Source organism: Devosia sp. 919, from assembly GCF_013185965.1.
GTDB lineage: Bacteria > Pseudomonadota > Alphaproteobacteria > Rhizobiales > Devosiaceae > Devosia.
This window is the reverse complement of record NZ_JABAOL010000001.1, coordinates 3,572,545-3,595,061: the sequence shown is the minus strand read 5'-3', so window position 1 is coordinate 3,595,061 and position 22,517 is coordinate 3,572,545. Positions and strand designations below refer to the sequence as shown.

Sequence of the window (22,517 nt, the reverse complement as noted above, 5' to 3'; positions counted from 1 at the left end):
CAGTCCGATTTAACGATTTATCGAGCTATTGAGGGTGTTTCGGTCGCACATGCGAGCGACGTGCCGGCTTAGAAAGCGGGCCCTCCTGCGGCTGCAGAATCTTCTGTGAGCTACGCACTTCGTTTCTTTTTCAGTCAAAGCGGGCTGCAAGAGCAACAATCCGCGGAGCCAGGAATGGCGGCTCTTAGGATCTTGACGGGATAGGTTGAACGTCCGGAGCGGGGCGCGAAGCCGTCTCGGTCAGTGGCCGCCCACCGACAACTCGTTTCGAACGTTGAGATCGCCGTCCAGAAAGTCTGGCTCGATTTTGGCCCCCACAGCGTCGAAGTAACGGCTTACGAAGTTCCGGAACGAGGCGGCCACGGCGATGTCGGCGATGTTGAGGTCGCTAAAACCGACGGCGCGCAGCGCGTCGATATCCCCTTGGGTTATGCGCGAAGCATCGATCGTGATCTGCTCGGCATAGCCCAGCATAGCGACTTGTTGGTCTGTCAGCCCGGCGTTTCGGTAGTCGCGATGCACCGCTAGCGTCTGCTCGCGCCCGATCATGGCCGACAGGGCCTTGAAATAGACGTGAGAGCAATAGCTCGAGGGCACGTGCTTGGCGGTTATGAGCGTGATCAGGCGAAAATTGATCAACCCCAGAGAGAACCCGTCCCGGATCTGGTGCAGCAAATGCTCAACCGGTGCCAGGATGTCGGGTCTGGCCGACCAGCATTGGGTTGCCTGCATGACGCGTCCCGTCGACGCGATTTCGTTCGCATAGATCGAGGCGACTTCCCCCTCAGCCTCGTCCGGCTCCACAGTGCGTATAAACATGGTCTCCTCCTTGGCCATTGTATGCTGCTGCATTCTCTCGTGGATGAGTTCTCCTGGGAAGATGTGGCACAGGGGTTGTCGAAAGTTGCCTCAGCTGTTCGTCGTAGGATGCCGGCTGCTGACGCACCGCGTCAGCTGTCCGGAATACAGCTACAATGCACACTGACCGCCGGCTTAGGTGTAGCCGCAGCAACGAGGCCGATCGATGAAGGCGTTTCACCAAATTCTGGCCAACAACCTTGTGGCCAACGTCACCAACTTCACAGTCTGGTTTGCCATAACGTTCTGGACCTTCATCGAAACCGAGTCGGTGTTCGCGACCGGGATGATTGCAGGCGTCTACCTGGTCCTCACAGCTGCCTTTGGGTTCTGGTTTGGGTCGATCGTTGATCATAACGCCAAGAAAACTGCCATGATGGGCTCGAGCGCCGTTTCGGCGGCTTTCTATCTGGCGAGCCTCGTGATCCTTCTGCTGGAACCCGAGGGCGCTTTTGCCGATCCCTATGGTCCCTATCTCTGGGGCTTCGTATTGCTGGTGATGCTGGGCGTCATTGCTGGCAATATCCGCTCCATCGCTCTGACCACCCTCGTGACGATCCTCATTGCGGAAAGCGAACGCGACAAGGCCAACGGCTTGGTTGGCATGGTCTCGGGCATCGGTTTTCTGACCACCTCGGTGATCTCGGGATTTCTCGTGGCCTATACCGGCATGCTTGGCGTGATTAGCCTGGCACTGGTTACAACCGTGCTGGCTCTGCTGCATCTTGGCCTTGTCCGGATCGATGAAGGGCGCCTGGCGCCGAGCGCCGATGAGCCCGCCGAACCCAAGCGCGTGGACATTTCGGGCACCATGGTGCTGTTATGGGGCCGGAGCTCGATAGCGAAGCCATCTTGCAACTCCACCTCCGGCAAGACATTGCCATGGACGCCGTGCGCCGATTCATCGAGGCAGGATTTGCCACCGTCTATCAAGATATCCTGATACGTGACGATTTTATTCGCGTCACAACAGCGCTCGCTGACCTTGCTCCCTGATAGTCGTGCTCAATCCCAGTGTGGAGACCTTGGCAGAGCGCGATGCCAACCGATCTAAGACTGGTTACAACCGACCCCTTCTGTGCCTTTGGCTTGGGTTTCCCACGTTCTAAAAAGCGGACACTTCTGACTTTGGACGCTGCTAAATCTCATATGCCGGGAAAGAGTGCACCGTTAGGGCCCAGTTGTTGAGCGGGCCCTTCACCAGTGATGAAGAGACGGCATCTTGGATCCCGCCTCTTTTTCTATCTAATTAGATGCGGCGCTAGCGTCGGCCCAGCTCTTGACCAGCTCGTCGTAATTGACGGTTATCGGCTCTTCCTTTTCGTTTTCGATCGCCAGCTGCGGGGCGAGATTGCCCTTCTGGACGGCATCGGCGTTCCAATAGGCCAGGTCATGCTCCTGGGTCAGTGCGGGTCCGATATCGCCCTGCACGCCCGCACGCTCCAGGCGCTCCATCACGCGTTCCTGTTCGGCGCAAAGGCTGTCCATGGCTTCTTGGGGTGACTTGGCCCCCGAGGACGCATCTCCGATCGCCTGCCACCACAGCTGTGCGAGCTTAGGATAGTCAGGCACGTTGGTGCCCGTGGGCGACCACTGCACGCGCGCCGGCGAGCGGTAGAACTCCACGAGGCCCCCTAGCTTAGGTGCGCGTTCGGTGAAGCTTTCGTGCCGGATGGTGGATTCACGCACAAAGGTCAGACCGACATGCGATTTCTTGACGTCCACGGTTTGCGACGACACGAACTGCGCATAAAGCCATGCCGCCTGGGCGCGATCCATCGGAGTTGACTCTAGGATGGTCCATGAGCCCACGTCCTGGTAGCCCAGCTTCATGCCGTCCTTCCAGTAAACGCCATGTGGGGAGGGGGCAAAGCGCCATTTTGGTGTCCCATCCTCGTTCATCACCGGCAGGCCGTCTTTGACCAGGTCAGCGGTGAACGTGGTGTACATGAACATCTGCTGGGCGATTTTGCCCTGGCTCGGCACCGGTCCGGACTCCGAGAAGGTCATGCCCTGTGCTTCAGGGGGCGCATAGGCCTTGAGCCATTCCAGATATTTGGTAATGGCATAAACCGAGGCCGGTCCGTTGGTGTCGCCACCGCGCGCCACGCAGGAGCCGACTGGGCGCGAGTTCTCGTCGACCTTGATGCCCCATTCATCGACCGGCAGCCCGTTGGGAATGCCCTTGTCGCCGTTGCCGGCCATGGACAGCCAGGCGTCGGTGAAGCGCCAGCCCAGCGAAGGGTCCTTCTTGCCGTAGTCCATGTGGCCGAAGATCGGGCCTTCGCCCATGTCACGGCCGGTGAAGAACTCGGCGATGTCTTCATAGGCGCTCCAATTGACCGGCACGCCTAGATCGTAGCCATATTTATCCTTGAACTCGGCCTGGATGGCCGGATCGTTGAACCAGTCGTAGCGGAACCAGTAAAGATTGGCGAACTGCTGGTCGGGCAGTTGGTAGAGCTCGCCATCCGGGGCTGTCGTGAAGTCGATCCCGATGAAATCGTCCAGATGCAGGTTTGGATTGGTGACGGAGGCGCCATCTCCTGCCATCCAGTCGGTCAGGCTGCGTGCCTGCTTGTAGCGCCAGTGCGTGCCGATCAGGTCGGAATCGTTGACATAGGCGTCGTAGATGTTCTCGCCCGACTGCATTTGCGTTTGCAGCTTCTCGACGACGTCGCCCTCGCCGATAAGGTCATGCGTCACCCGGACACCGGTGAGCGCCGTGAAGGCTGGCGCCAAGACCTTGGATTCATATTCATGGGTCGTGATGGTTTCGGACACCACCTTGATGTCCATGCCCGCAAACGGCGCCGCCGCATCCATGAACCATTTGAGCTCGGCTTCCTGCTCCTCCCGGCTCAGCGTGGACATGTCGGCAATTTCGGCATCGAGGAACTTGATCCCTTCGTCCATGCTTTGCGCCCAGGCGGGGCTGGCCACGATCAGCGCCATCACCGCCACCGTTGATTTCAGTAAATGCCTGCGCATTCGTTCATCCTCCCTTGGATTGCTATGCGACGCCGCAGACCAGCATCTTTTGGCTGTTATCTCCGGCCTGAACTCTCCCTAGACAAAGCGGAATACGCACACTGCGTAGGCCACCGATAGGGCGAGACTCCACCACAACTCGGGCCCGAGCAGCCCCAGCCATGCAAGATTGATAAAGGCGCTGCCGAGCAGCGATATGAACAGGCGATCGCCACGCGTCGTTTCAAAGCGCAGGAGGCCGACCCTCGGACTGCCGCCCGGAACACGCCACTCCCAGATCCCCGTGCCGATCAGCAGCATCGCGATCATCCCGAAGAAAGCGGCTGTCGGCCAGGTCCATGCCATCCAGGAAAAGTCCATCGCACTCTCCTCAAACCCGGCCCAGGGCAAAGCCCTTGGCGATGTAATTGCGAACGAAATAGATGACGAGCGTGCCCGGAATGATTGTCAACGCCCCGGCGGCCGCCAGCACGCCCCAGTCGAGCCCCGAGGCAGATACCGTGCGGGTCATGATGGCCGAGATCGGTTTGGCATCCGTTGTCGTCAGCGTGCGCGCCAGCAGCAGTTCGACCCAGGAGAACATGAAGCAGAAAAACGCAGCCACCCCGATCCCCGAAGCGATGAGCGGCATGAAGATGCGCACAAAGAACCGCGGAAATGAGTAGCCATCGATATAGGCCGTTTCATCGATCTCCTTGGGCACCCCGCTCATGAAGCCTTCCAGGATCCACACCGCGAGGGGCACGTTGAACAGGCAATGGGCCAGCGCCACGGCGATATGGGTGTCGATCAGCCCGAAAGCCGAATAAAGCTGGAAAAACGGCAGGGCGAACACCGCTGGTGGCGCCATGCGATTGGTGAGGAGCCAGAAGAACAGGTGCTTGTCGCCCAGGAACCGATAGCGCGAAAAGGCATAGGCGGCCGGCAACGCCACCGCGAGCGAGATGATGGTGTTAAGCACCACATAGATGATCGAGTTGATGTAGCCCGAGTACCAGCTGGGGTCCGTGAAGATGACGCTGTAATTGCCCAGGGTGAAGTTGCGCGGCCAGAGGGTAAAGGCGCCGGTGATCTCCTGGTTGGTCTTGAAGCTCATGTTCAGGAGCCAATAGATCGGCAGCAAGAGGAAGATGATATAAAACGTGGGCACGAGCCAGCCGAGCCGCAGCGGTCGCCGCAGCCGGTTGACCGCGGCACTTGGGGCGGTAGAGCGCGCACGGACCGTCATGGATTCCGCTGTAATCGGGCGGTCCGTCATGCATCGCTCCCTTGGCCGTAATTGGTCATCACGGTGTAGAACACCCAGCTCAGCAGCAGCACGATCAGGAAATAGATCAACGACATGGCCGCCGCCGGGCCCACGTCGAATTGCCCGATCGCCATCTTGACCAGGTCGATCGACAGGAACGTGGTTTCATTGCCCGGTCCGCCGCCGGTCACTACGAACGGCTCGGTGTAGATCATGAAGCTGTCCATGAACCGCAGCAGGACTGCGATCAGCAGCACCCGCTGCATCTTGGGCAGTTGGATGAAGCGAAAAACACTCCAGCGCGAGGCCCCATCGATCCGCGCGGCCTGGTAATAGGCATCGGGAATGGACACCAGTCCCGCATAGCACAGCAGCACCACAAGGCTGGTCCAGTGCCACACATCCATGAGAATGATTGTCGCCCAGGCGTCGAATGGGTCCTGCACATAATTGTAGTCCACGCCCAGGCCTGAAAGTCCACGCCCCAGCAGGCCAATATCCACGCGCCCGAACACCTGCCAGATCGTGCCCACCACGTTCCACGGGATCAGCAGCGGCAATGCCATCAGCACCAGGCACACCGGCACGCCCCAGCCGCGCTTGGGCATGTTGAGGGCTATGAAGATGCCAAGCGGAATTTCAATGGCCAGGATAATGGCCGAGAACAGCAGATTGCGCTGCAAGGCTTCCCAGAAACGGTCCGAGTGCAGCGTCTCGTCGAACCAGTCCAGCCCTGACCAAAAGAACTCGTTGTTCCCGAAGGTGTCCTGGACCGAGTAATTCACCACCGTCATCAGCGGAATGATGGCCGAGAACGCCACCAGCACCAGAACGGGGAGCACCAGAAACCAGGCCTTGTTGTTCCAGGTTTTTTCCATTTACCCCTCCAGCGCCTGGCGCCAGGAATCGGCATAGATGTTTATCCCCTTGGGATCGAACATGACGCGCGGCTCGGCCGGGATCTCGTCATGTTCCGGCACGATGGCCGCTATGTCGCTCCCTTCCACCACGCCGCGCACGATCCGGTGCCGCCCAATGTCTTCCACCGTTCGCACCTGGATCGGAATGCCCTGATCCCCCACGCGCACATATTCGGGCCGGATCCCAAGCTCCATGCGTGCGCCACCCTGCGGGTGTGCTGATCGGGGCAGGCTGATCTGCTGCGAACCAAGATGCGCTGTCTGCCCCTCGAGCTTGATGGGCAGGACATTCATTCCCGGCGACCCGATGAAATAGCCGACGAAAGTATGGCTGGGCCGCTCGAACAATTCCGCCGGCGTTCCGATCTGCACGATCTGGCCCTCGAACATCACCACGACACTTTCCGCAAAGGTCAGGGCTTCGGTCTGGTCATGGGTGACGTAGACCATAGTGTAGCCAAAGCGCTGGTGCAGTTCCTTGAGCTGGCTGCGCAGCATCCATTTCATATGGGGATCGATCACCGTCAACGGCTCGTCGAAGAGGATCGCATTGACGTCCTGGCGCACGAGCCCGCGGCCAAGCGAGATCTTCTGCTTCTGGTCTGCAGTCAACCTGCGGGCGCGCTTGTGAGCCCGATCCGCCAGCCCGATGATGTCGAGCGTCTCCGACACGCGCCGCTTGATATCGGCCTCATCTACGCCACGATTGCGCAGGGGAAAGGCTAGGTTCTCGAACACCGTCATGGTGTCGTAGATCACCGGAAACTGAAACACCTGGGCAATGTTGCGCCGCTCGGTCGGCAAATCCGTCACGTCCTTGCCGCCAAACAGCACCCGCCCGCGCGAGGGCGCCACCAGGCCCGAGATGATATTGAGAAGGCTTGTCTTGCCACACCCCGATGGACCCAGCAGGGCATAGGCCCCGCCATCGGCAAAGCCATGGTGCAATTCCTTCAGCGCAAAATCATCATCGGTCTGGGGATCGGGAAGATAGGAATGGCGGATATGATCGAGATCGATGCGTGCCATGTCTCTTCCCCTATGCCGCTTCAGCCTGAATATTGCCGGCCCGCCGGCCCTGCTCGTCGAACACCATCAGCAGGCGGGGATCGAGGAAGGCCTCGATGGGTTGCCCCACGGCAAAGCTCTGCACCCCGGGCGTCAACATGATCCAGCGTGCATCCCCAAAGCGCAGGTGCACAAAGCTTTCCGATCCGGTGATCTCGATCGCTGAAACCTCGGCGCGCAACGCTGCAGCGTTCGGGCTGGATTGGCCAAGCGAAAGATGGTGCGGCTGGAACGCGATGGTGTACTCGCCATCCTCAAGCCCAAGCTCCGCCGGCACAGGCAGTGTTAATCGCTCGCCCAGTATGAACTGCCCATCCATCTTGCGCGCTAGGATGGAATTGAGCGGTGGATCGGAAAAAGTGCGTGCCGTCACGACGTCATTGGGGCGCCGGAACACATCGATGGTCCGGCCGAACTGCGTGACCCGGCCTTCCGAAAGCGTCGCCGTATTGCCCCCCAGCAGCAGGGCCTCGGACGGTTCGGTGGTCGCATAAACAAAAATCGTGCCGCTTTCAGCAAAGATGCGCGGCAACTCGGCGCGCAATTCCTCCCGCAGCTTGTAGTCGAGATTGGCCAATGGCTCGTCCAGCAGCACAAGGGCGGCATTCTTGACTATCGCCCGCGCCAGGGCCGTGCGCTGCTGTTGGCCGCCCGAGAGGTTCAGCGGCATGCGGCTGAGATAAGGCGTAAGCTTCATCAGGCCCGCAGCGCGCTGCACTGCCTCGTCGATGGCTTTGCGATCGGCGCCTGCCACCCGCATGGGCGAAGCAATGTTTTCGTAAACGGTCATCGTCGGATAGTTGATGAACTGCTGGAACACCATCGCTACATCGCGCTTCTGCGGCGTCACGCCAGTCACGTCTTGTCCGTCGGAATGAATGGTGCCGCTGGATGGCCGGTCAAGACCTGCCATTATGCGCATCAGGCTGGTCTTGCCCGAAAGGGTGGGCCCCAGCAGGACGTTCAGTGTGCCCCGCTCCAACTTAAGCGAGATGTCGCTCAAATGCTGCTCGGCGCCGGCCCGCTTGCCTATGTTGCGCAGTTCTAGCATGAAGCTTCACCCGGCCTTCATAAGGCAAGTCTGCACAACATCAGCCTCGTTGATGCTGAGTATCTCCACAAACCCCTCCAGTACCCTCGCCGGTTTTCCGGTCTTCAGGGACAATCATACCCCAGGCAGAGTCAGTGGCGCTGATCCATTTGATGTACCCGTCCACCTTAACAGCACGGTCAGCGAAGTACCTGGAGTTTGGCGAAGTGGTAGATCCGAGCTGTCCGTTTTCCGGTGTCGACGATTTAAAACGGACAGACCGCTTGCCACCCCAAGGAAGCCGTCTCGGAGCGCCGAAACAGAATGGCCGCTTTCAGGAGCTTGATCGGACTCGCTGAACGGCCGGAATGCGGGCGCTCGACTGTCCCCAGGGTGGTTAAGATTCGAGCACGGGCACACCCAGCTCAAGCGGTCCTCCGATTCGCCCGCCTCACCCCGTCCGGTGTAGTGCCTGTCCAGTTCCGGAAGGCTCGATAGAAGGAGTTGGGCTCGTCGAACCCTAGCAGGAATGAAATCTCCGCAGGGGCGAGGTTGGTTTTTTCGAGGTAGTGGCGGGCAAGTGCCTCGCGGGTGTTCCGCAGGATTGCCTGGAAACTCGTGCCCTCGACCTCGATGCGGCGTTGCAGCGTGCGCCGGCTCATGGCCAGCTTCCCGGCAATGGCCTCAATGGTGGCAGACCGCTGGGGAGGCTTTCGAGCAGGGTGGCCCGCACCCGCTGCGCGGTGGTCGCGGAGGCTTCAAGGCTGGCCAGGCGGTGCCGAAGCTCGGGTTCGAACACCGACCAGAGCTGTTCGTTGGAGGTCAGGAACGGGCGAGTGGCATCGGCCAGTGTGAAGGTGATGCTATGCCCAGTTCCGCGTTGGATGCCGGTCCCCAGATAATCCTCGTAGGGTGTAGCTGAACTTGGCAGCACGGTCGTGGTGACGGCCGTTGGCCTTATCAGTTCACGCGTGCCCATGCGGGCGATCGAGACGCCGAACAGCAATTCCAGCAACACCAGAGATGTTGGTGGCAGCAGGGGCGTGTCGAGCCAGGTCAGCTGGAAGGTCACGGTGTCGGCCCTAGGCGTGACGTCCAGCCCGATGGGGCCGATCAGCGTCTTGTAGTGGACGATGCGCTGTGCCGCCACCAGCAGGTTGGGGCTGCACAGCGCTGCAAAGAGGAGGGGCGAGAAGGATTCGCTGCGGAGGCTTTCGCACAGCCGGATCGGCAGGAGCGGGTCTGCCGCTTCCGCCTCAAGGCTGTCCCAGAGGCGGTAATAGTGTTCCGGAGCAAGGCGGGCCGAGGGTTGCTGGAACAGATCATCGGGAAGGCCCGCCCGGCGCAGCACATTGGCGGGGACAATCTCCAGGTCCCTGAGCAGGGTGCGCCATGTCGTATCGAGTGCATAGTGATGCTCGTGCATGACGTCTCCAATCATCAAACCACCATCACGCGGCCAACCCCGGGCACTTCATGCACCAATGCCGAACTGCGCCCGCATGCCCGAAAAGAAGCTGGCGTCATCGGTTGTCCGCCGATTGTTCAGGAACTGGATGGCGTCTTCCCCCGCTGCGTAACGCAGCCGGTCGGTGCCGTCGGTGGTTGCGGCATAGACCGTTTCGGCGATCTGTTCGGGCGTCGATCCCTCCACCATCATAGGCCCCATCACCTTCCACAGGGCCTCCACCAAGCCTTGGTATTCCGCGATCGGTGGATCATTGCTGAAGTCAAAAGACGGCCCGGCGAAATTGGTGGCGATGGTGCCGGGCTCGACGAGCTTGAGGGCAATGCCGAGCGGGGCAAGTTCGTAGTGCAGCGCTTCTGAGAGCCCCTCCACCCCGAACTTGGTGCCATGGTAGAGCGTACCAAGCGGGAAAGCGACCCTTCCGCCTACCGAGGAGATATTGACGATCGTGCCCTTGCGCTTGGCCCGGAAGTGCGGCAGCAGGGCCTGCGTGACCGCCATGAGCCCGATGACATTGACGTCGAACTGGCGGCGGATCTTGTCGAGCGGTGTCACCTCCAGCGGACCGTAGGCGCCATAAGCGGCATTGTTCACCACCGCGTCGATGCGCCCGAACCTCGCCAGCCCAGCATCTATCGCAGACTGGATCGAGCCGACGTCCTGCACGTCGAGCCGCGTGACCAGGACCCGTTGGAGCTGGTTGAGTTCTGTCTCCCGATTGGGCGTCCGCATGGTGGCGATGACGTTCCAGCCCCTGGCTTGGAAAAGCTTTGCCGTTGCCCGGCCCAGGCCGCTCGAGGTCCCCGTTATCAAAATGGTGTCGGTCATGATGTGCTCCTTGGCTGGAGCGATCCTATGTCGTGCGGGCGACAGCGGCATTGGCAGAGGATGACAAGGGGCAATCAGATGGCGCCAAAAGTGAGTAGGATCTGAGTTTACGCTTCATGCTTCGACCTCAGCCAGCAAGTCGGTACGGTGTGGCAGGTCGCAGAGGTCGCGACAGCTTCGCGCATCCATGCTCAACAAACATGGTGCGGCAGCGGCAGTAGGGTAAACTGAAGTGGCAAGGCGTGCGGAGGGAGCAATCCCTAAGCGTCATGCTGTTCTGGAGAACGGGATGCCTTAGCCAAATAGGCGTCCCAACCTTCGATAGCCAACTCGGCGACCGCCCGCAGCTCGGCGAAGCTGACATCGTCCCGCGCCAGAATGGACATGCCTGCCTGGACTGTTTGTATGAGGCGCGCCAAGGCATGGAGATCAACGGCGTCCGACAGATCGCCATCGAGAATTGCTTGGCTAAACCTGGCTTCCAGTCGTTCCACAGTGGCCGCCCGTCCAGACCTTACGATCTCTCCGAGGACGTCGTGACCCTCGCTGCCGACAGAGGACAGCACCAGCATGCAACCCTTTGGGATGTCAGCCAAGTGTCCCGTGAGCGCAGCGGCGGAGTCCATCAGGAAGGACCGCACGGCCTCCCGTGCGGTGGCCGCGGCAGCGAAGTTACCCCACACCAGGTAATCATAAGTGCGGCGGTAGTACTGCAGCGACTCCACATACAGAGCCTCTTTGGAGTGGAAAGCGGCATAAAGGCTGGGCGAGCCAATGCCCATGGCTTGCTTGAGGTCAGATAATGACGTCGCCTCATAGCCTTTCGACCAGAACAGTCGGGCTGCGGCGGCAAGCGCGGCGTCTCGGTCGAATTGGCGAGGTCGTCCACGACTTTTAGCCATCTTCCGTCTCCAAGAAGTGGGCGATGAGATAATCTGCATCAAGCGATACATATCTACCCCAGCCCTCACCTTCAAGGTTCCTGCTCGGGCGGGGTCAGCCACGCCGAGCTGCTCGCTACCTATGCCTAACTGAATTCTGTGTTGATCGATACATAATCCTTGACGGGCCGGCGAGCGCCCGTCTACTGATTTGTGGATTGACCGATACAGAAAGTAGTTCAATGAGCGACCTGATCGGAAAACGCGCCCTGGTGACAGGGGCTTCCCGCGGCATCGGCGCCGGCATAGCTCTGGCTTTAGCGGAGCAAGGTGCTGACGTCGCAATTACCTATGAGCGGTCGGCCGACCGGGCGAATGAACTGGTGCGCAAGATCGAAGCCGCCGGTCGCCGGGGAGTGGCGATCCAGGCTGACAGCGCTGATGCCGCTGCAGTGAGCCGGTCGGTAGGCGAGGCGGCGGGCGGATTGGGCGGTCTCGACATTCTCGTCAACAATGTCGGCACCGCGCGCATGGGGGCCTTTGTTGATCTCACGCTGGACGACATTGATGCCTTGCTGAATGTGAACCTGCGCTCGGCCATGCTGGCGATCAAGGCGGCAATTCCGCACCTTGGCCGAGGCGGCCGTATCATCAGCATCGGTTCAAACTCGGCTGAACGCGCGCCCTTTTCTGGCCTGGCGGCCTACGCTCTCACCAAATCGGCTTACTTGGGACTGTCCCGCCATCTCGCCCGCGAACTGGGTCCGATGGGCATCACAGTGAACGTCGTTCAACCCGGCCCGACTGACACCGACATGAACCCGGCTAACGGTCCATTGGCCGACGAAAACCGTCGCCTGACGTCAGTGCTCCGGTACGGCACGCCCGCCGACATCGCGGCGGCCGTGGTTTTCCTGGCTAGCCCCGGTGCTGATTTCGTGACCGGAGCGACCTTGACCGTGGACGGCGGGTACAACGCCTAGGCCCAAGCAAAGGCGGCCCGTCCCTCTTCAGGCGCGACGCGCAAAAATTACAATGGCAATCCAATGAGCAGACGAATGAATCCTAAATCCGATACCTGGTCCGTTTGGCGCAGCAAAGTTCGTGTGGGCGCAGCATCAGCGCTGATGGGCTTGGCGATGTTCTCGCCTACAGCAGTGCTTGCACAAGTCACCGACAAGGGAAATCCCTACGCCCATTTGGACGTGTCGGATGACGCCCTGGTCGCTCAACTCGACGGCTTTCGCCGCGGGTTTGCCGACGTGAATGGGACGCGGCTGCACTATGTGGAGGGCGGGGAAGGCACGCCGGTCGTCCTCATGGCGGGGTGGCCCCAGACCTAGTGGGCGTTCCACGAGATCATGCCCAAGCTGGCGGAAAGCCACCGCGTCATCGCGGTCGATATCCGCGGCATGGGGGCATCGGACAAGCCCGAGGGTGGCTATGATAAAAAGAACATGGCCCAGGACATATACGAGCTGATCCAGAGCCGCGGATTGGAGAAAGTCCATATCGTCGGACATGATATCGGCGGGCACATCGCGTATCCGTTCTCTGTTCTCTACCCCGAAGCAACCCTGTCGACGACCTATCTCGACGTCGGCGGACTTCCCGCATCAACTTCCCAGATGACGCTCCTGCCGCCCCAGGTTCTGTCGGGAGAATTCAGGAAGGACTTCTTCATCTGGTGGTTCGCCTTCCATCAGGTGCATGGCATGCCCGAGCAGCTGATCGAGGGACGGGCACATATCTACCTGGACTGGTTTTGGGACTCGCTCCTCTACGATCAGGACGCGATCACCGAGTTCGATCGCGCCGTTTACGCAGACGCCTACAACACGCCTGCTGCCATTCGGGCAGGCGACGGATGGTACCAAGCCTATCCGCAGGATCTGATCGACAACGCTTCCTTCCCCGAGAAAATCGATGTCCCCTCGCTGGGCATCGGTGGCTTGGGCTACGGTTTGCTGGCTGATTTCATGGAAAATCGGATCGCCAACCCTAAGATCGTTCAGCTTGATGTCGGTCATTACGTAGCCGAGGAGGCACCCGAAGCGGTCACTGACCTGATCCTGGACTTCATTGGCGATAGCGAAGGCCAGTAAGCTTCAATGGCGTCGATCACCCCGACGCCATTCCCATCGCTCAGTCAACAACATGGAGAAGTGCTTCATGACAGACGAATTGTTGAAGCAACTATCTTCATTACATCCAAGCAGCGAACGCGCGGGATTTCAGTGCCATCGCGGATTTGATCAGCCCTGATGTCACCATAAATGGCCGATCCTACAGGCGGGATGACGTGGTGGATTCCCTCAAGAGCATAGTCCAGGCTGTGCCGGATTTCACCTGGGAGGTCGAAGAATTGTTCGTAGATGATGATCGTATCGCCGCCCGGCTTCGCGATACCGGAACCCCCGGGCAAACCTGGCTAGGCCTAGAGTCAACTGGCTGCCGCGTCGATTTCACCGAGTTCGCCAGCTACCGGATCCGAGACAGTCGCTTCGCCGAGATGTGGTTCTTAATGGACTACCAGGCCATTGCCCGCCAGCTCGGTGTGCTGCCTTAATACTTTACGTGATCTCAGCCATCCGATGCTGATGCACGAGTGACCCTCGTCAGCACGAAAACGCTGGCCGAACACCTGAAAGGGGGCGCAGTCTGTCGGCAGGAACCGACCCCTTAGGCCGCCCTTCCGCGCAAGATCAGCCGATACTTGAAGCCGCCGTTCGCTGGGTGAAAGTGGCGTCGAGCATGGTTAGAAAGGCGCGCACGGCGGGGTTGGCGCGTCGGCTTGCCGGCCAAAGCACGGTGACGTTATTTCGCTCAACGGCGAACCTGGACAGCACTGGGATCAATTCACCGCGCTGCACGTAGGGAGCTGCCATGAAGGAGGCGCCTACCCCTATCCCACCACCGGCTGCCAGCATGATGAGCACGGCCTCGCTGGCATCGGCGAGCACACCGGAATTGGGCACGATCTCGATTTCACGATCGCCAATCCGGAATGGCCAGCGAAATGCCTGGCCCGTGCTCTGATACCGAAGATTGACGGTGTCGTGCCCTCCTAGGTCATCGGGGTGGGTTGGGGTGCCGCGTTCCTCGAGATAGCTTGGCGAGGCGAAGCAGCAAAGCCGATGGGGCGCGAGCTTGCGTGATAGAAGTCGAGTGTCAGCCAGATCACCGATACGTATGGCGACGTCGATCCCTTCCTCAATCATGTCCACCATCTGGTCACCCAGCCTAAGATCAACGACCAGGTTCGGATGGAGCCGGCGGAAAGCTGGTAAAGCGGGAGCGATCAGGTGGAGTCCGATCGGCAGTGACGCCGCCACGCGCAACGTGCCCGATGGCTCCGAGCGGGCCGTCATTGCCGTCTGCTCGATCTCCTCCGCCTCGCGGAGCAGACGCAGCGCGCGCTCATGCAGGTCGCGTCCTTCAGGCGTGAAGGCCAGCGAGCGTGTCGTACGGGTAAACAGCGACACCCCCAGATGCCGCTCAAGCCGCTGGACACTCTTGCTGACAGCCGACGGAGAAATCGACAGCGCGCGCGCCGCTGCCGTGTAGCTGCCCAGCGATCCCGCACGCGCGAAGGCGATAATGCCAGTGAGCCGGTCCAGAGTGATATGTTCCACCATGGCATTACTTAAACGCCTTCTGCAGCGATTATCAACCAGCAGTGCTGCCGCTAAATTCGCCAATGACAATGAGAGGCGGAGATTTGACCATGAGCGACGAGATGAAGGCAGTTCGTCTGCACGCATTTGGTGGTCCAGAGGTGCTGATGTACGAAGACGCGCCCAGGCCGGATGTGCAGCCCGGCGAGGTGCTTGTTTGGGTCCACGCGGCAGGGCTTAATCCGCCCGACTGGTATCTGCGGGACGGCTATCGAGCGCTGCCGCCAGAATGGCGACCCAACGCATCCTTCCCACTGATTCTCGGCACGGATGTGTCGGGCGTCGTGGAAGCGGTTCACCCCGACGTCGATGAGTTCAGCATTGGCGACGAGGTCTACGCGATGGTTCGCTTCCCTGACGACCTAATGACGGGAAGCGGCGCCTACGCGCAGTACATCAGTGTGCCGGCATCGCATCTTGCGTCCAAACCAACCGGTATCGACCATATTCATGCGGCCGGTGCACCGATGTCGCTTTTAACGGCATGGCAGTTCCTGATCGAGCTTGGCCATGACGAGCCCAATCCGTTCCAAGCCTTCCGGCATGAGCCAGTGCCCCTTGGCGGCCAGACGGTGCTGATCAACGGCGCCGGGGGCGGTGTCGGGCACCTGGTTGTCCAACTAGCGAAATGGCAGGGCGCTCGCGTCATCGCGGTGGCATCGGCCAAGAACGAGGCGCTGATGCGAAATCTCGGCGTGGATCAGTTCATCGACTACAAGACGATCGCGACGGAGGAAGTCGTCCGAAACGTGGACCTTGTCCTCGACGCAGTAGGCGGCGCGGACATGGAGCGCTTCTTACATGTTCTGAAGCCGGGTGGCGCGCTGTTCCTGGTCAACCCGCTGGGCTTTTCTGGTCACGCGGAGGCCAAGAAGCTCGGGATTACGGTCTCATCCACGCAGGTTCGATCCAATGGCGCGCAACTGGCAAAAGCCGCCCGCCTGCTCGACGACGGCATTGTGCGTGTCGTCATCGACAGCACATTCCCGCTGGCCGAGGCATCGCGCGCACATGAGCGCGCCGCCCACGGCAGTATTCAAGGCAAGATCGTGCTGTCCGTCTGATTTGTTGCTGTCAGCCGCCCGATCGTCGGAAGTGCAGACGGTCGAGCGGGATCCACCAAGGTAAGCCATGATGCTGATTGTTACCGGCTATATGTATGTCGAGCCCTCCTCGATTACCGAGTTTGTCGAGGATCTCCAGAAACTCGCCATCACTGCGCGGCAGCGGGACGGAAATCTGTCCTATAACGCGGCTATGGACGATCCGCATGCTGGCCGCCTCCTGATTGCCGAGCGGTGGAGAGACCAGGCCGCACTCACTGCTCATCTCCACTCTAGCGACACGGTCGCGTTCGTTGGCCGATGGGGTGACGCCATGAGAGGTGAAATTCTCAAATACGACGCCCGGCGTGAACGTGGCTTGATGGACGAGTAACAAAGTACGCCAATCAGCGCCGCCCCCACACTTTGCACGTTACGAGAAGATTTTAGGAGGCCTAGCTTTGACAAACAGCCCCATCGATGCAGGCGCCGGCCCAATTGGACTTTACGAGCGTATGGGCGAGCGCGCGACGCAGCCATTCGCGATCCAGCTGCTCGACCAGTTGATGCCGCTCGATGGCTTGGCGTTGATTGACGTCGCAGCCGGTACTGGTGGACTCGCGGTCGCTGCGGCAGAGCGCGGCGCATGGGTAACGGCGACCGATATCAGTCCGGACATGGTGGCGCGCAGCGCGGAGCGGCTCCGATCCTTCAAGAATGCCCGCACTGAGGTCATGGATATCACATCGCTCGGCCCAGCCGGTGCAAGCTACGATGTCGCCATCTCGCATTTTGGCATTCTTGCTTATCCGACATGGCGGGTGGGGCTGGACGAGTTGCTGCGGGTCACCCGCCGCCAGGGTCGTGTTGGGCTGACAATGTGGACCCAGGAAGACGATTGCTCACCGGCACATCTGATGCGGCGTGTGTTCGCGCAGCTTCATCCGGATCGCGAACTATGGCCGGCAGGGATGTTCCCTACCTTCTCGCAAGACGAGCTGAGGGAGAGCCTGTTGGAGACTAGTTGCTCCACTGCCAATATTCACGTCGCTCAGGCAGACTGGAGTCCTTACTCCTCACCCGACGTGGTCAGCGAGTGCGACCCGATGTTCCGCGGTTTTCCGGGGTATGCTGCCTTGAGCCCCGATGAGGGTGAAAACTTACGTGAGGCGTTGCAGCAGGCCTTCAATGGCTATGCCGATGCACAAGGTATTATCCGGCTGCCCACTCGCGCCTTCATGATTGTGGCAACGAGTGGCTGATCATCTCGGCCTCGGCGCCTTGCGGCGGTGGGGCCTAGCCCAGCCGGGCGACTTGTTCTGGACTGCAGGCCAATGAAAGTGAACTAACATCGTCCAGCACTTGCTCGGCCGCTTGCGCCGATCAGGACGGAGGAAACCACCAACCGGGCTTCCAGCCAGCCGACCCGCTGTTTTATCGACGGTCCTCGCCCATTGCGCCCGCGGCTGAGCCGGGACCGCACCGCGCGGTCCCCTCTTGCTCCCGCGAGGCTCAGTGCGGACCGTCAGACCAGGCATCCCAGTCGGCGGTCCGGCCGGCATAGACTTGATCGATCTGTGCCCGGCCGCTGCCAAGCAGCAGGTGCAAGGGCGGGTGGGGGGCATCCACAACTGCCAATATTGCGGCAGCTGTTGTACGGGGATCATTGGCGCCCCCGGCCGGATACGCCGCCGCAAGTTCGTCCCGAAGGGGCCCGTAGGCGTCGATCGGCTGGGCAACGACCATCGAGGACGCGCTTGTGAAGTCCGTAGCGTGCGGGCCTGGCTCGATGATCGTGACGTTGATGCCCAGCCGCGCGACTTCGCCGGCAAGGGCTTCACCCAAGCCTACGACCGCGAACTTGGCCGCATTATAGAGCCCACCGCATGGTGTTGCCATGATGCCCGCGGTGCTGGCCACAGTCAGGATGTGACCAGACCCTTGGGCGCGCATGATCGGCAACGCAGCTTTCACGACTGCCAGCATGCCAAAGAAGTCGGTGTCCATGACGAGGCGCGCTTGTTCAATGCTGACCTCCTCTACCGCGCCGACCATCCCGAAGCCCGCGTTGCACACGACGATGTCGAGCCGGCCGAAATGATCGTGGGCCATGTGAACGGCCTTGATCGCGGCATCGGAGTCGGTGACGTCGAGCGTCAGCGGAAGCACCTGATCGCCGAACCTTTCGGTCAGTTCGACAAGCGAGGCTGGGTCGCGCGCGGCGACCGCAACCTTGTCCCCGCGCTTGAGTGCCGCCTCCGTCCAGATCCGACCGAAACCGCGTGATCCGCCAGTGAGAAACCATACTTTTTCAGCCATTGTGATGCCCTTTCGTGTTTTCAGAAACATGGGAACTGGTGTTCGTTTCGACAGGACCAAAGATGTCTCCTGTGATCCCTGCCGACTAGCTGGGATGAACTTGCAAGCCTTGTGAATGGGGCTCAGCAATGCATCGTGACACTTGGGGTGACATGGCTAGGGCGAGACAGTGACCATCCAGTCTCACGAACAAGGCGCAGCCCTGCCCGCCACGGTCTCGTGAGCCGCTCGTGATACGAACCACACTCTGGGGCAGGTGAGGTGACTGGTACCTGCACCATGGAAAGGGTCATCTGCTTGGGCGGGCCTTCAGCATGAGGGTCGACACGAAGCTCAAGGCCAGAACCGCCGCGCAGGCAAAGAATACCATCCGCGAACCATTGTGGTCGAAGATCCAGCCGCCTGCTGCCGCTCCAATGGTGATTGCGAGGTTGGCCGTTGCCACCAACAAGCCGCCGCCGGACTCCGCTTCATCGGGTGCGACGCGGGTGACCCATGTCGACCAGGAAACCGGAATAATGCCGAAGGCGAAACCCCAGATGGCGGTGAGTGCCGCGTCGGCAAACGCGTTGCCACCAAGGGTCGCCAGCAGGATGGCTAGAACCGCAAGCAGAAGGGGCATTGTTGCCAGCGTCCCGAACATCGAGCGCTCGATCAGCCGGCTGCTCACTGAATTGCCCACAAAGGTGCCGATGCCGAAGATGAGCAGTATGGAGGTGACACCCATCGGGCCCGCCCGCGTCACCGTTTCAAGAAACGGGCGAAGATACGTGAAGAAGCCAAAATGGCCAGTGAACACCAGCAGGAAAGCCAACATTCCCAAGCCTAGGCCTGGCCGGCGCAAGAGGCGAAACACGGTACTCAAACGTGCCGCCTGCTCGGAATGCATGGACGGCAGCAGCACCAATTGCGCGAGGAGAGCAAGGGCGCCCAAACCTGCCGCTGCCACAAAAACGGCCCGCCATCCCCAGAGATCGCCCAACAAGCTGCCAAGCGGCGCGGCAAACACGGTAGCCGCAGAAACGCCCCCGAACAGGATTGCCAATGCCTTGGCGATGTCTTTCTCCGGGACCAGCCGCATCATTGTCGCCGCGGACAATGCCCAGAAGCCGCCAAGCGAAATCCCGAGCATCATGCGGGCGAGCAGCAACAGGTTCAGCGAAGGCGCCACGGCCACAAGGAGATTGGACACGACCAGCAGGGAGGTGAGAAAAATCAGCACATTGCGGCGATCCACGCGACCGCTCGCGGCGGCAACGAGCAGGCTGGTAAGGACGGCCACGCCGGCAGTCACGGTCACAGCCTGGCCGGCCATGCCTTCGGTGACCTCAAGGTCGTGGGCCATGGAAGTGAGCAGGCTTGCCGGCAGAAGCTCGGCTCCAACGATGCCGAATATGCCAAGGCTCATAGCAAGCACGGCTCCCCATAACGGCAAGGAGGGCGCATAGGCGGTCGATGTCATGGCGGATATTCCTTGAATATGGGCTACTAGGCCAGAACGATGGGGCGTGCCCGGGCCAAATTGGCCATCAGCTCTGGCCGGGTTTGGCGCTCCTGCTTCCACGCCGGTTGCCCGCGAGCGCTGCGCCAGGATTGGCTGAGCGGACTATGGTCCACGGTGTCGAAACCGAACTGATCGTAAAGCCGGGTGACGAGCTCTACGGCTTCGGAGAAATTGCTTGAAGTTGACAGCGCTAGCCGGTCGGGGGCTCCGGCCGGTCGACCCCAGCTATTGATCCGGGGCGCCTGGATATGGGTGAAGGCCTTGACCACTTTCGATGTGGGAAGCTGCTCCTGGCGCAGTTCGTGCACGGTCTTTTCGCCGGAATCGACGAGGGGGAAATGGCCGTCACGCCAGATCATGTAGTTGTTGGTGTCGAGCACGATTTTGCCCGCGAGTTCGTCGACGGGCATGTCGTTGATCAACTTGAGCGGCACTGCCACGACCACGAAATCGGCTGCGGCTCCAGCTTGTGCCGCAGTTGCGGCTTGAGCTGATGGCCCCAGTTCTTGAACGAGGTCGCGCAGCGTTTCAGGGCCTCGCGAATTGGCCAGCACGACGTGGTAGCCATTCGCGATGGCTGCGCGCGCGAACTGTGTGCCGACTTCGCCTGCACCGATGATGCCGATCGTGGTCATGACAGCTCCTAGACGGACTGGGCCACGAGCTTTCAGATGCCGAGGCCACCAGCCACATCGATAATGCCGCCCGTCATGTAGCCGGCATGCGGGCCTGCCAGAAAACAGATCACCTCTGACACTTCCTTGAGTGTGGCGATCCGGCGGATAGGGTGCAGATCCAGAAAAGCGTCGGGAGCAACAGTGCCGCCGAAGACGTTGGCCATCATGTCGGTGGGCATCGCGCCGGGCTGGACGACGTTGACCGTGATGCTGCGGCCACCCAGGTCCCGGGCGACACCCTTGGCGTAGCCGTTGATGGCGGCTTTGGTTCCCGCATAGTCGGCAACACCGGTAACCAGAGCATGGGTGCCGTTCAGCGAGCCGATGAAGATGATGCGGCCGCCATCGGAGAGCACCGATGCTGCCGCCCGCGTGGTTGCCACCACGCCGAGGACGTTGACTTGCCACTGCTGGTCGAGAGCGCCCGTATCCAGGGCGAGATCGTCGACCATCTGCCCCTTGGCGACGATCGCCGCGTTGTTGACGAGGATGTCGAGCTTGCCAAAATGGGCCAGGACCTTTTCAATCAAGGGTTTTGCCGCGGCGGTGTCAGCCTGATCACTTTGGATCGCCAGGGCGCGCACACCCTTCGCCTTGAGTTTGTTGACCAGTGCTTCGGCTTTCCCGGCGGAGGCAACATAGCTGATGGCGACATCTGCGCCTTGGTCAGCCAGCGCCTCAGCTGTGGCGGCACCCAAACCGCGCGAGCCACCAGTCACCAGGGCAATCTTGCCTGCTAAGATATTTGACATGAGAAGTCTTTCATGGACGACCAGCTTCCGGCCGGGCGTATAATGCGGCGAAATCTATTGCATAATGTCCGTTACGGTAATGACGATTACGAAATCTTGACGTAGCGTGTCAAGCGGTTTAATAATAGCCGTTATGGAATGTGTTGAGTTGAGCTGATGGGACGTCATCGCGAGTTTGACCCCGATAAAGTACTTGATGCGGCGCTGGGGGTGTTTTGGGACAAGGGCTATGAGGGGGCTTCCTATGCCGACCTCACCAAGGCCGCTGGCGTGGAAAGGCCCGCGCTTTACTCCGCCTTTGGCAATAAGGAAGCGCTGTTTCGCCTGGCCCTGGCGCGCTACAACGAGCACTACCTGACATTCATTCCCGAAGCTCTCGCTCTGCCGACAGCACGGGATGTCGCTGCCCATATGCTGTTCAGCTCAGCCGACCTGAACACCCGCTATCCCGGGCACACGGGCTGTTTGAACATCAATGGGGCTGTGGCTGCATCGGATGATGCCGAGCCGATCCGACAGGCGCTGATCGATGTGCGTGCTGCAGGCGAAATCCAGTTCCGCGAGCGCTTCGAGCGGGCAGTAGCCGAGGGTGACTTGCCCCCGACTGCCAAGCCCGCGGCCCTCGCGGCTTTCCTGATGGCAGTCCTGCACGGCATGGCCTTGCAGGCCAAAGCCGGCTTTAATCGCGCGATGCTGGAAGCGGTGGCCGAGCAGGCACTTTCCGCCTGGCCCGCCAAGTTTGCATAGGTTGGAAGCTCGATTGGACCTTTGCCCGGGGGATCTTCCCGGCACAAGCCAATGGGACTCGAGGCTGGTGACAGCCTCGAGTCAGGTCGGTTACTCGTCACTGTTCTGAGAAAGTGAGAGTGGCGCCTGAGATGAGGAAGGCGCGGTGCGGACGGCGCCCGAGGTCGTGCCTACGTCAAGGCTGGTGGCTACTGCAGGGGCGGCCTCGAGCGTCCGAAATGTATGCTGATCGACGAATAGCCAGTAGACCTCGCCACTTGCGCTCTGGGCGTGAGCACGCAAGGCGTCACCCCATTTCTCGATGCCCGTGACGTCGATGCCTTTGGCTTTAAGATTTGCCTCGATCTCGCTGATCGAATGACCGTTGATCTCGCGATCCGACACCAAGCTTTCTGCTGCCATAGCAACGGGAGAAGCGGCGAACAGGGCAAGGGCGACAAAGCTGGTTTTCAGAAACATGGAAGTGTCCTTTCGTGTTGACAGGACCAAAGATGTATCCTGTGAT

At 60.5% G+C, this 22,517-nt stretch carries 26 protein-coding genes; 9 read left to right on the top strand and 17 right to left on the bottom strand.

Annotated features, from left to right (window positions below; translation table 11 throughout):
* Nucleotides 1–240 precede the first annotated feature (240 nt).
* Nucleotides 241–837 (bottom strand): alkylhydroperoxidase, encoded by a 597-nt coding sequence (locus HRQ64_RS17350; protein WP_248308215.1) that lies wholly within the window; start codon nucleotides 835–837, stop codon nucleotides 241–243.
* A 187-nt stretch (nucleotides 838–1,024) separates the two neighbouring features.
* Here HRQ64_RS17350 and HRQ64_RS17345 point away from each other — a divergent pair, with 187 nt between their 5' ends.
* Nucleotides 1,025–1,801, top strand: a complete 777-nt coding sequence (locus HRQ64_RS17345) for an MFS transporter (protein ID WP_172124673.1) — start codon at nucleotides 1,025–1,027, stop codon at nucleotides 1,799–1,801.
* A 302-nt stretch (nucleotides 1,802–2,103) separates the two neighbouring features.
* Here HRQ64_RS17345 and HRQ64_RS17340 read toward each other — a convergent pair whose 3' ends face one another.
* The 10 genes from HRQ64_RS17340 to HRQ64_RS17300 form a co-directional block, all read right to left on the bottom strand.
* Nucleotides 2,104–3,849, bottom strand: a complete 1,746-nt coding sequence (locus HRQ64_RS17340; RefSeq protein ID WP_172124671.1) for an ABC transporter substrate-binding protein — start codon at nucleotides 3,847–3,849, stop codon at nucleotides 2,104–2,106.
* Nucleotides 3,850–3,927: 78 nt separating this feature from the next.
* Nucleotides 3,928–4,209, bottom strand: a complete 282-nt coding sequence (locus HRQ64_RS17335; RefSeq protein ID WP_127751903.1) for a DUF2160 domain-containing protein — start codon at nucleotides 4,207–4,209, stop codon at nucleotides 3,928–3,930.
* A 10-nt stretch (nucleotides 4,210–4,219) separates the two neighbouring features.
* Nucleotides 4,220–5,107 carry a carbohydrate ABC transporter permease gene (locus tag HRQ64_RS17330; RefSeq protein WP_248307078.1) on the bottom strand — a complete coding sequence of 296 codons (888 nt, stop codon included), beginning with the start codon at nucleotides 5,105–5,107 and terminating at the stop codon, nucleotides 4,220–4,222.
* Complete coding sequence (locus tag HRQ64_RS17325; protein ID WP_172124669.1) at nucleotides 5,104–5,976, bottom strand: sugar ABC transporter permease; 873 nt, start codon at nucleotides 5,974–5,976, stop codon at nucleotides 5,104–5,106. Before HRQ64_RS17325 ends, HRQ64_RS17330 begins: the two co-directional genes overlap by 4 nt.
* Nucleotides 5,977–7,047: an ABC transporter ATP-binding protein gene (locus HRQ64_RS17320; RefSeq protein WP_172124667.1), complete on the bottom strand. Its 1,071-nt coding sequence runs from the start codon at nucleotides 7,045–7,047 to the stop codon at nucleotides 5,977–5,979.
* Between the two features lie 10 nt (nucleotides 7,048–7,057).
* Nucleotides 7,058–8,137, bottom strand: a complete 1,080-nt coding sequence (locus tag HRQ64_RS17315) for an ABC transporter ATP-binding protein (RefSeq protein ID WP_172124665.1) — start codon at nucleotides 8,135–8,137, stop codon at nucleotides 7,058–7,060.
* A gap of 404 nt (nucleotides 8,138–8,541) precedes the next feature.
* A complete protein-coding gene (locus HRQ64_RS20260) occupies nucleotides 8,542–8,778 on the bottom strand; it encodes a helix-turn-helix transcriptional regulator (protein ID WP_248308214.1) in 237 nt (78 codons plus the stop codon).
* On the bottom strand, nucleotides 8,775–9,542 hold the full coding sequence (locus tag HRQ64_RS17310) for an AraC family transcriptional regulator ligand-binding domain-containing protein (RefSeq protein WP_248308213.1): 768 nt from the start codon (nucleotides 9,540–9,542) through the stop codon (nucleotides 8,775–8,777). The genes HRQ64_RS20260 and HRQ64_RS17310 overlap by 4 nt, the downstream gene beginning before the upstream one ends.
* A 48-nt stretch (nucleotides 9,543–9,590) precedes the next feature.
* Nucleotides 9,591–10,412 carry an SDR family oxidoreductase gene (locus HRQ64_RS17305; RefSeq protein WP_172124663.1) on the bottom strand — a complete coding sequence of 274 codons (822 nt, stop codon included), beginning with the start codon at nucleotides 10,410–10,412 and terminating at the stop codon, nucleotides 9,591–9,593.
* 260 nt (nucleotides 10,413–10,672) lie between these two features.
* A complete protein-coding gene (locus tag HRQ64_RS17300) occupies nucleotides 10,673–11,314 on the bottom strand; it encodes a TetR/AcrR family transcriptional regulator (RefSeq protein WP_248307077.1) in 642 nt (213 codons plus the stop codon).
* 221 nt (nucleotides 11,315–11,535) lie between these two features.
* Between HRQ64_RS17300 and HRQ64_RS17295 the strand changes: the two genes are divergently transcribed.
* The 4 genes from HRQ64_RS17295 to HRQ64_RS17280 all read left to right on the top strand — a co-directional run bounded on the left by HRQ64_RS17295 (nucleotide 11,536) and on the right by HRQ64_RS17280 (nucleotide 13,862).
* Entirely contained in the window at nucleotides 11,536–12,276 is a 741-nt protein-coding gene (locus HRQ64_RS17295; protein WP_172124661.1) for an SDR family oxidoreductase, read from the top strand.
* A gap of 75 nt (nucleotides 12,277–12,351) precedes the next feature.
* Nucleotides 12,352–12,636, top strand: a complete 285-nt coding sequence (locus HRQ64_RS17290) for a hypothetical protein (protein WP_172124659.1) — start codon at nucleotides 12,352–12,354, stop codon at nucleotides 12,634–12,636.
* Between the two features lie 15 nt (nucleotides 12,637–12,651).
* Nucleotides 12,652–13,398, top strand: a complete 747-nt coding sequence (locus tag HRQ64_RS17285; protein ID WP_349236744.1) for an alpha/beta hydrolase — start codon at nucleotides 12,652–12,654, stop codon at nucleotides 13,396–13,398.
* Nucleotides 13,399–13,502: 104 nt separating this feature from the next.
* On the top strand, nucleotides 13,503–13,862 hold the full coding sequence (locus HRQ64_RS17280; RefSeq protein WP_172125152.1) for an ester cyclase: 360 nt from the start codon (nucleotides 13,503–13,505) through the stop codon (nucleotides 13,860–13,862).
* A gap of 136 nt (nucleotides 13,863–13,998) precedes the next feature.
* Here the strand turns inward: HRQ64_RS17280 and HRQ64_RS17275 are convergent, their stop codons facing one another.
* The gene (locus HRQ64_RS17275; protein WP_127755317.1) at nucleotides 13,999–14,931 is read right to left on the bottom strand and encodes a LysR family transcriptional regulator; all 933 of its coding nucleotides are present in this window, start codon (nucleotides 14,929–14,931) and stop codon (nucleotides 13,999–14,001) included.
* A gap of 89 nt (nucleotides 14,932–15,020) precedes the next feature.
* On the opposite strand from HRQ64_RS17275, the gene HRQ64_RS17270 reads away from it, so the two are divergent.
* The 3 genes from HRQ64_RS17270 (at nucleotide 15,021) to HRQ64_RS17260 (ending at nucleotide 17,275) form a co-directional block, all read left to right on the top strand.
* Nucleotides 15,021–16,034 (top strand): NADP-dependent oxidoreductase, encoded by a 1,014-nt coding sequence (locus HRQ64_RS17270; RefSeq protein ID WP_172124655.1) that lies wholly within the window; start codon nucleotides 15,021–15,023, stop codon nucleotides 16,032–16,034.
* 67 nt (nucleotides 16,035–16,101) lie between these two features.
* Nucleotides 16,102–16,407: a putative quinol monooxygenase gene (locus tag HRQ64_RS17265; protein WP_248307075.1), complete on the top strand. Its 306-nt coding sequence runs from the start codon at nucleotides 16,102–16,104 to the stop codon at nucleotides 16,405–16,407.
* 67 nt (nucleotides 16,408–16,474) lie between these two features.
* On the top strand, nucleotides 16,475–17,275 hold the full coding sequence (locus HRQ64_RS17260) for a class I SAM-dependent methyltransferase (protein WP_172124653.1): 801 nt from the start codon (nucleotides 16,475–16,477) through the stop codon (nucleotides 17,273–17,275).
* Nucleotides 17,276–17,525: 250 nt separating this feature from the next.
* Here the strand turns inward: HRQ64_RS17260 and HRQ64_RS17255 are convergent, their stop codons facing one another.
* The 4 genes from HRQ64_RS17255 to HRQ64_RS17240 all read right to left on the bottom strand — a co-directional run bounded on the left by HRQ64_RS17255 (nucleotide 17,526) and on the right by HRQ64_RS17240 (nucleotide 21,265).
* A complete protein-coding gene (locus tag HRQ64_RS17255; RefSeq protein WP_248308212.1) occupies nucleotides 17,526–18,362 on the bottom strand; it encodes an SDR family NAD(P)-dependent oxidoreductase in 837 nt (278 codons plus the stop codon).
* A gap of 259 nt (nucleotides 18,363–18,621) precedes the next feature.
* On the bottom strand, nucleotides 18,622–19,794 hold the full coding sequence (locus tag HRQ64_RS17250; protein ID WP_172124651.1) for an MFS transporter: 1,173 nt from the start codon (nucleotides 19,792–19,794) through the stop codon (nucleotides 18,622–18,624).
* 26 nt (nucleotides 19,795–19,820) lie between these two features.
* Nucleotides 19,821–20,471: an NAD(P)-binding domain-containing protein gene (locus tag HRQ64_RS17245; RefSeq protein WP_172124649.1), complete on the bottom strand. Its 651-nt coding sequence runs from the start codon at nucleotides 20,469–20,471 to the stop codon at nucleotides 19,821–19,823.
* Between the two features lie 32 nt (nucleotides 20,472–20,503).
* Nucleotides 20,504–21,265 (bottom strand): SDR family oxidoreductase, encoded by a 762-nt coding sequence (locus tag HRQ64_RS17240; protein WP_172124647.1) that lies wholly within the window; start codon nucleotides 21,263–21,265, stop codon nucleotides 20,504–20,506.
* A gap of 156 nt (nucleotides 21,266–21,421) precedes the next feature.
* On the opposite strand from HRQ64_RS17240, the gene HRQ64_RS17235 reads away from it, so the two are divergent.
* Entirely contained in the window at nucleotides 21,422–22,012 is a 591-nt protein-coding gene (locus HRQ64_RS17235; RefSeq protein ID WP_172124645.1) for a TetR/AcrR family transcriptional regulator, read from the top strand.
* 90 nt (nucleotides 22,013–22,102) lie between these two features.
* Here HRQ64_RS17235 and HRQ64_RS17230 read toward each other — a convergent pair whose 3' ends face one another.
* On the bottom strand, nucleotides 22,103–22,471 hold the full coding sequence (locus HRQ64_RS17230) for a hypothetical protein (RefSeq protein WP_172124643.1): 369 nt from the start codon (nucleotides 22,469–22,471) through the stop codon (nucleotides 22,103–22,105).
* Between the last annotated feature and the right edge of the window lie 46 nt (nucleotides 22,472–22,517).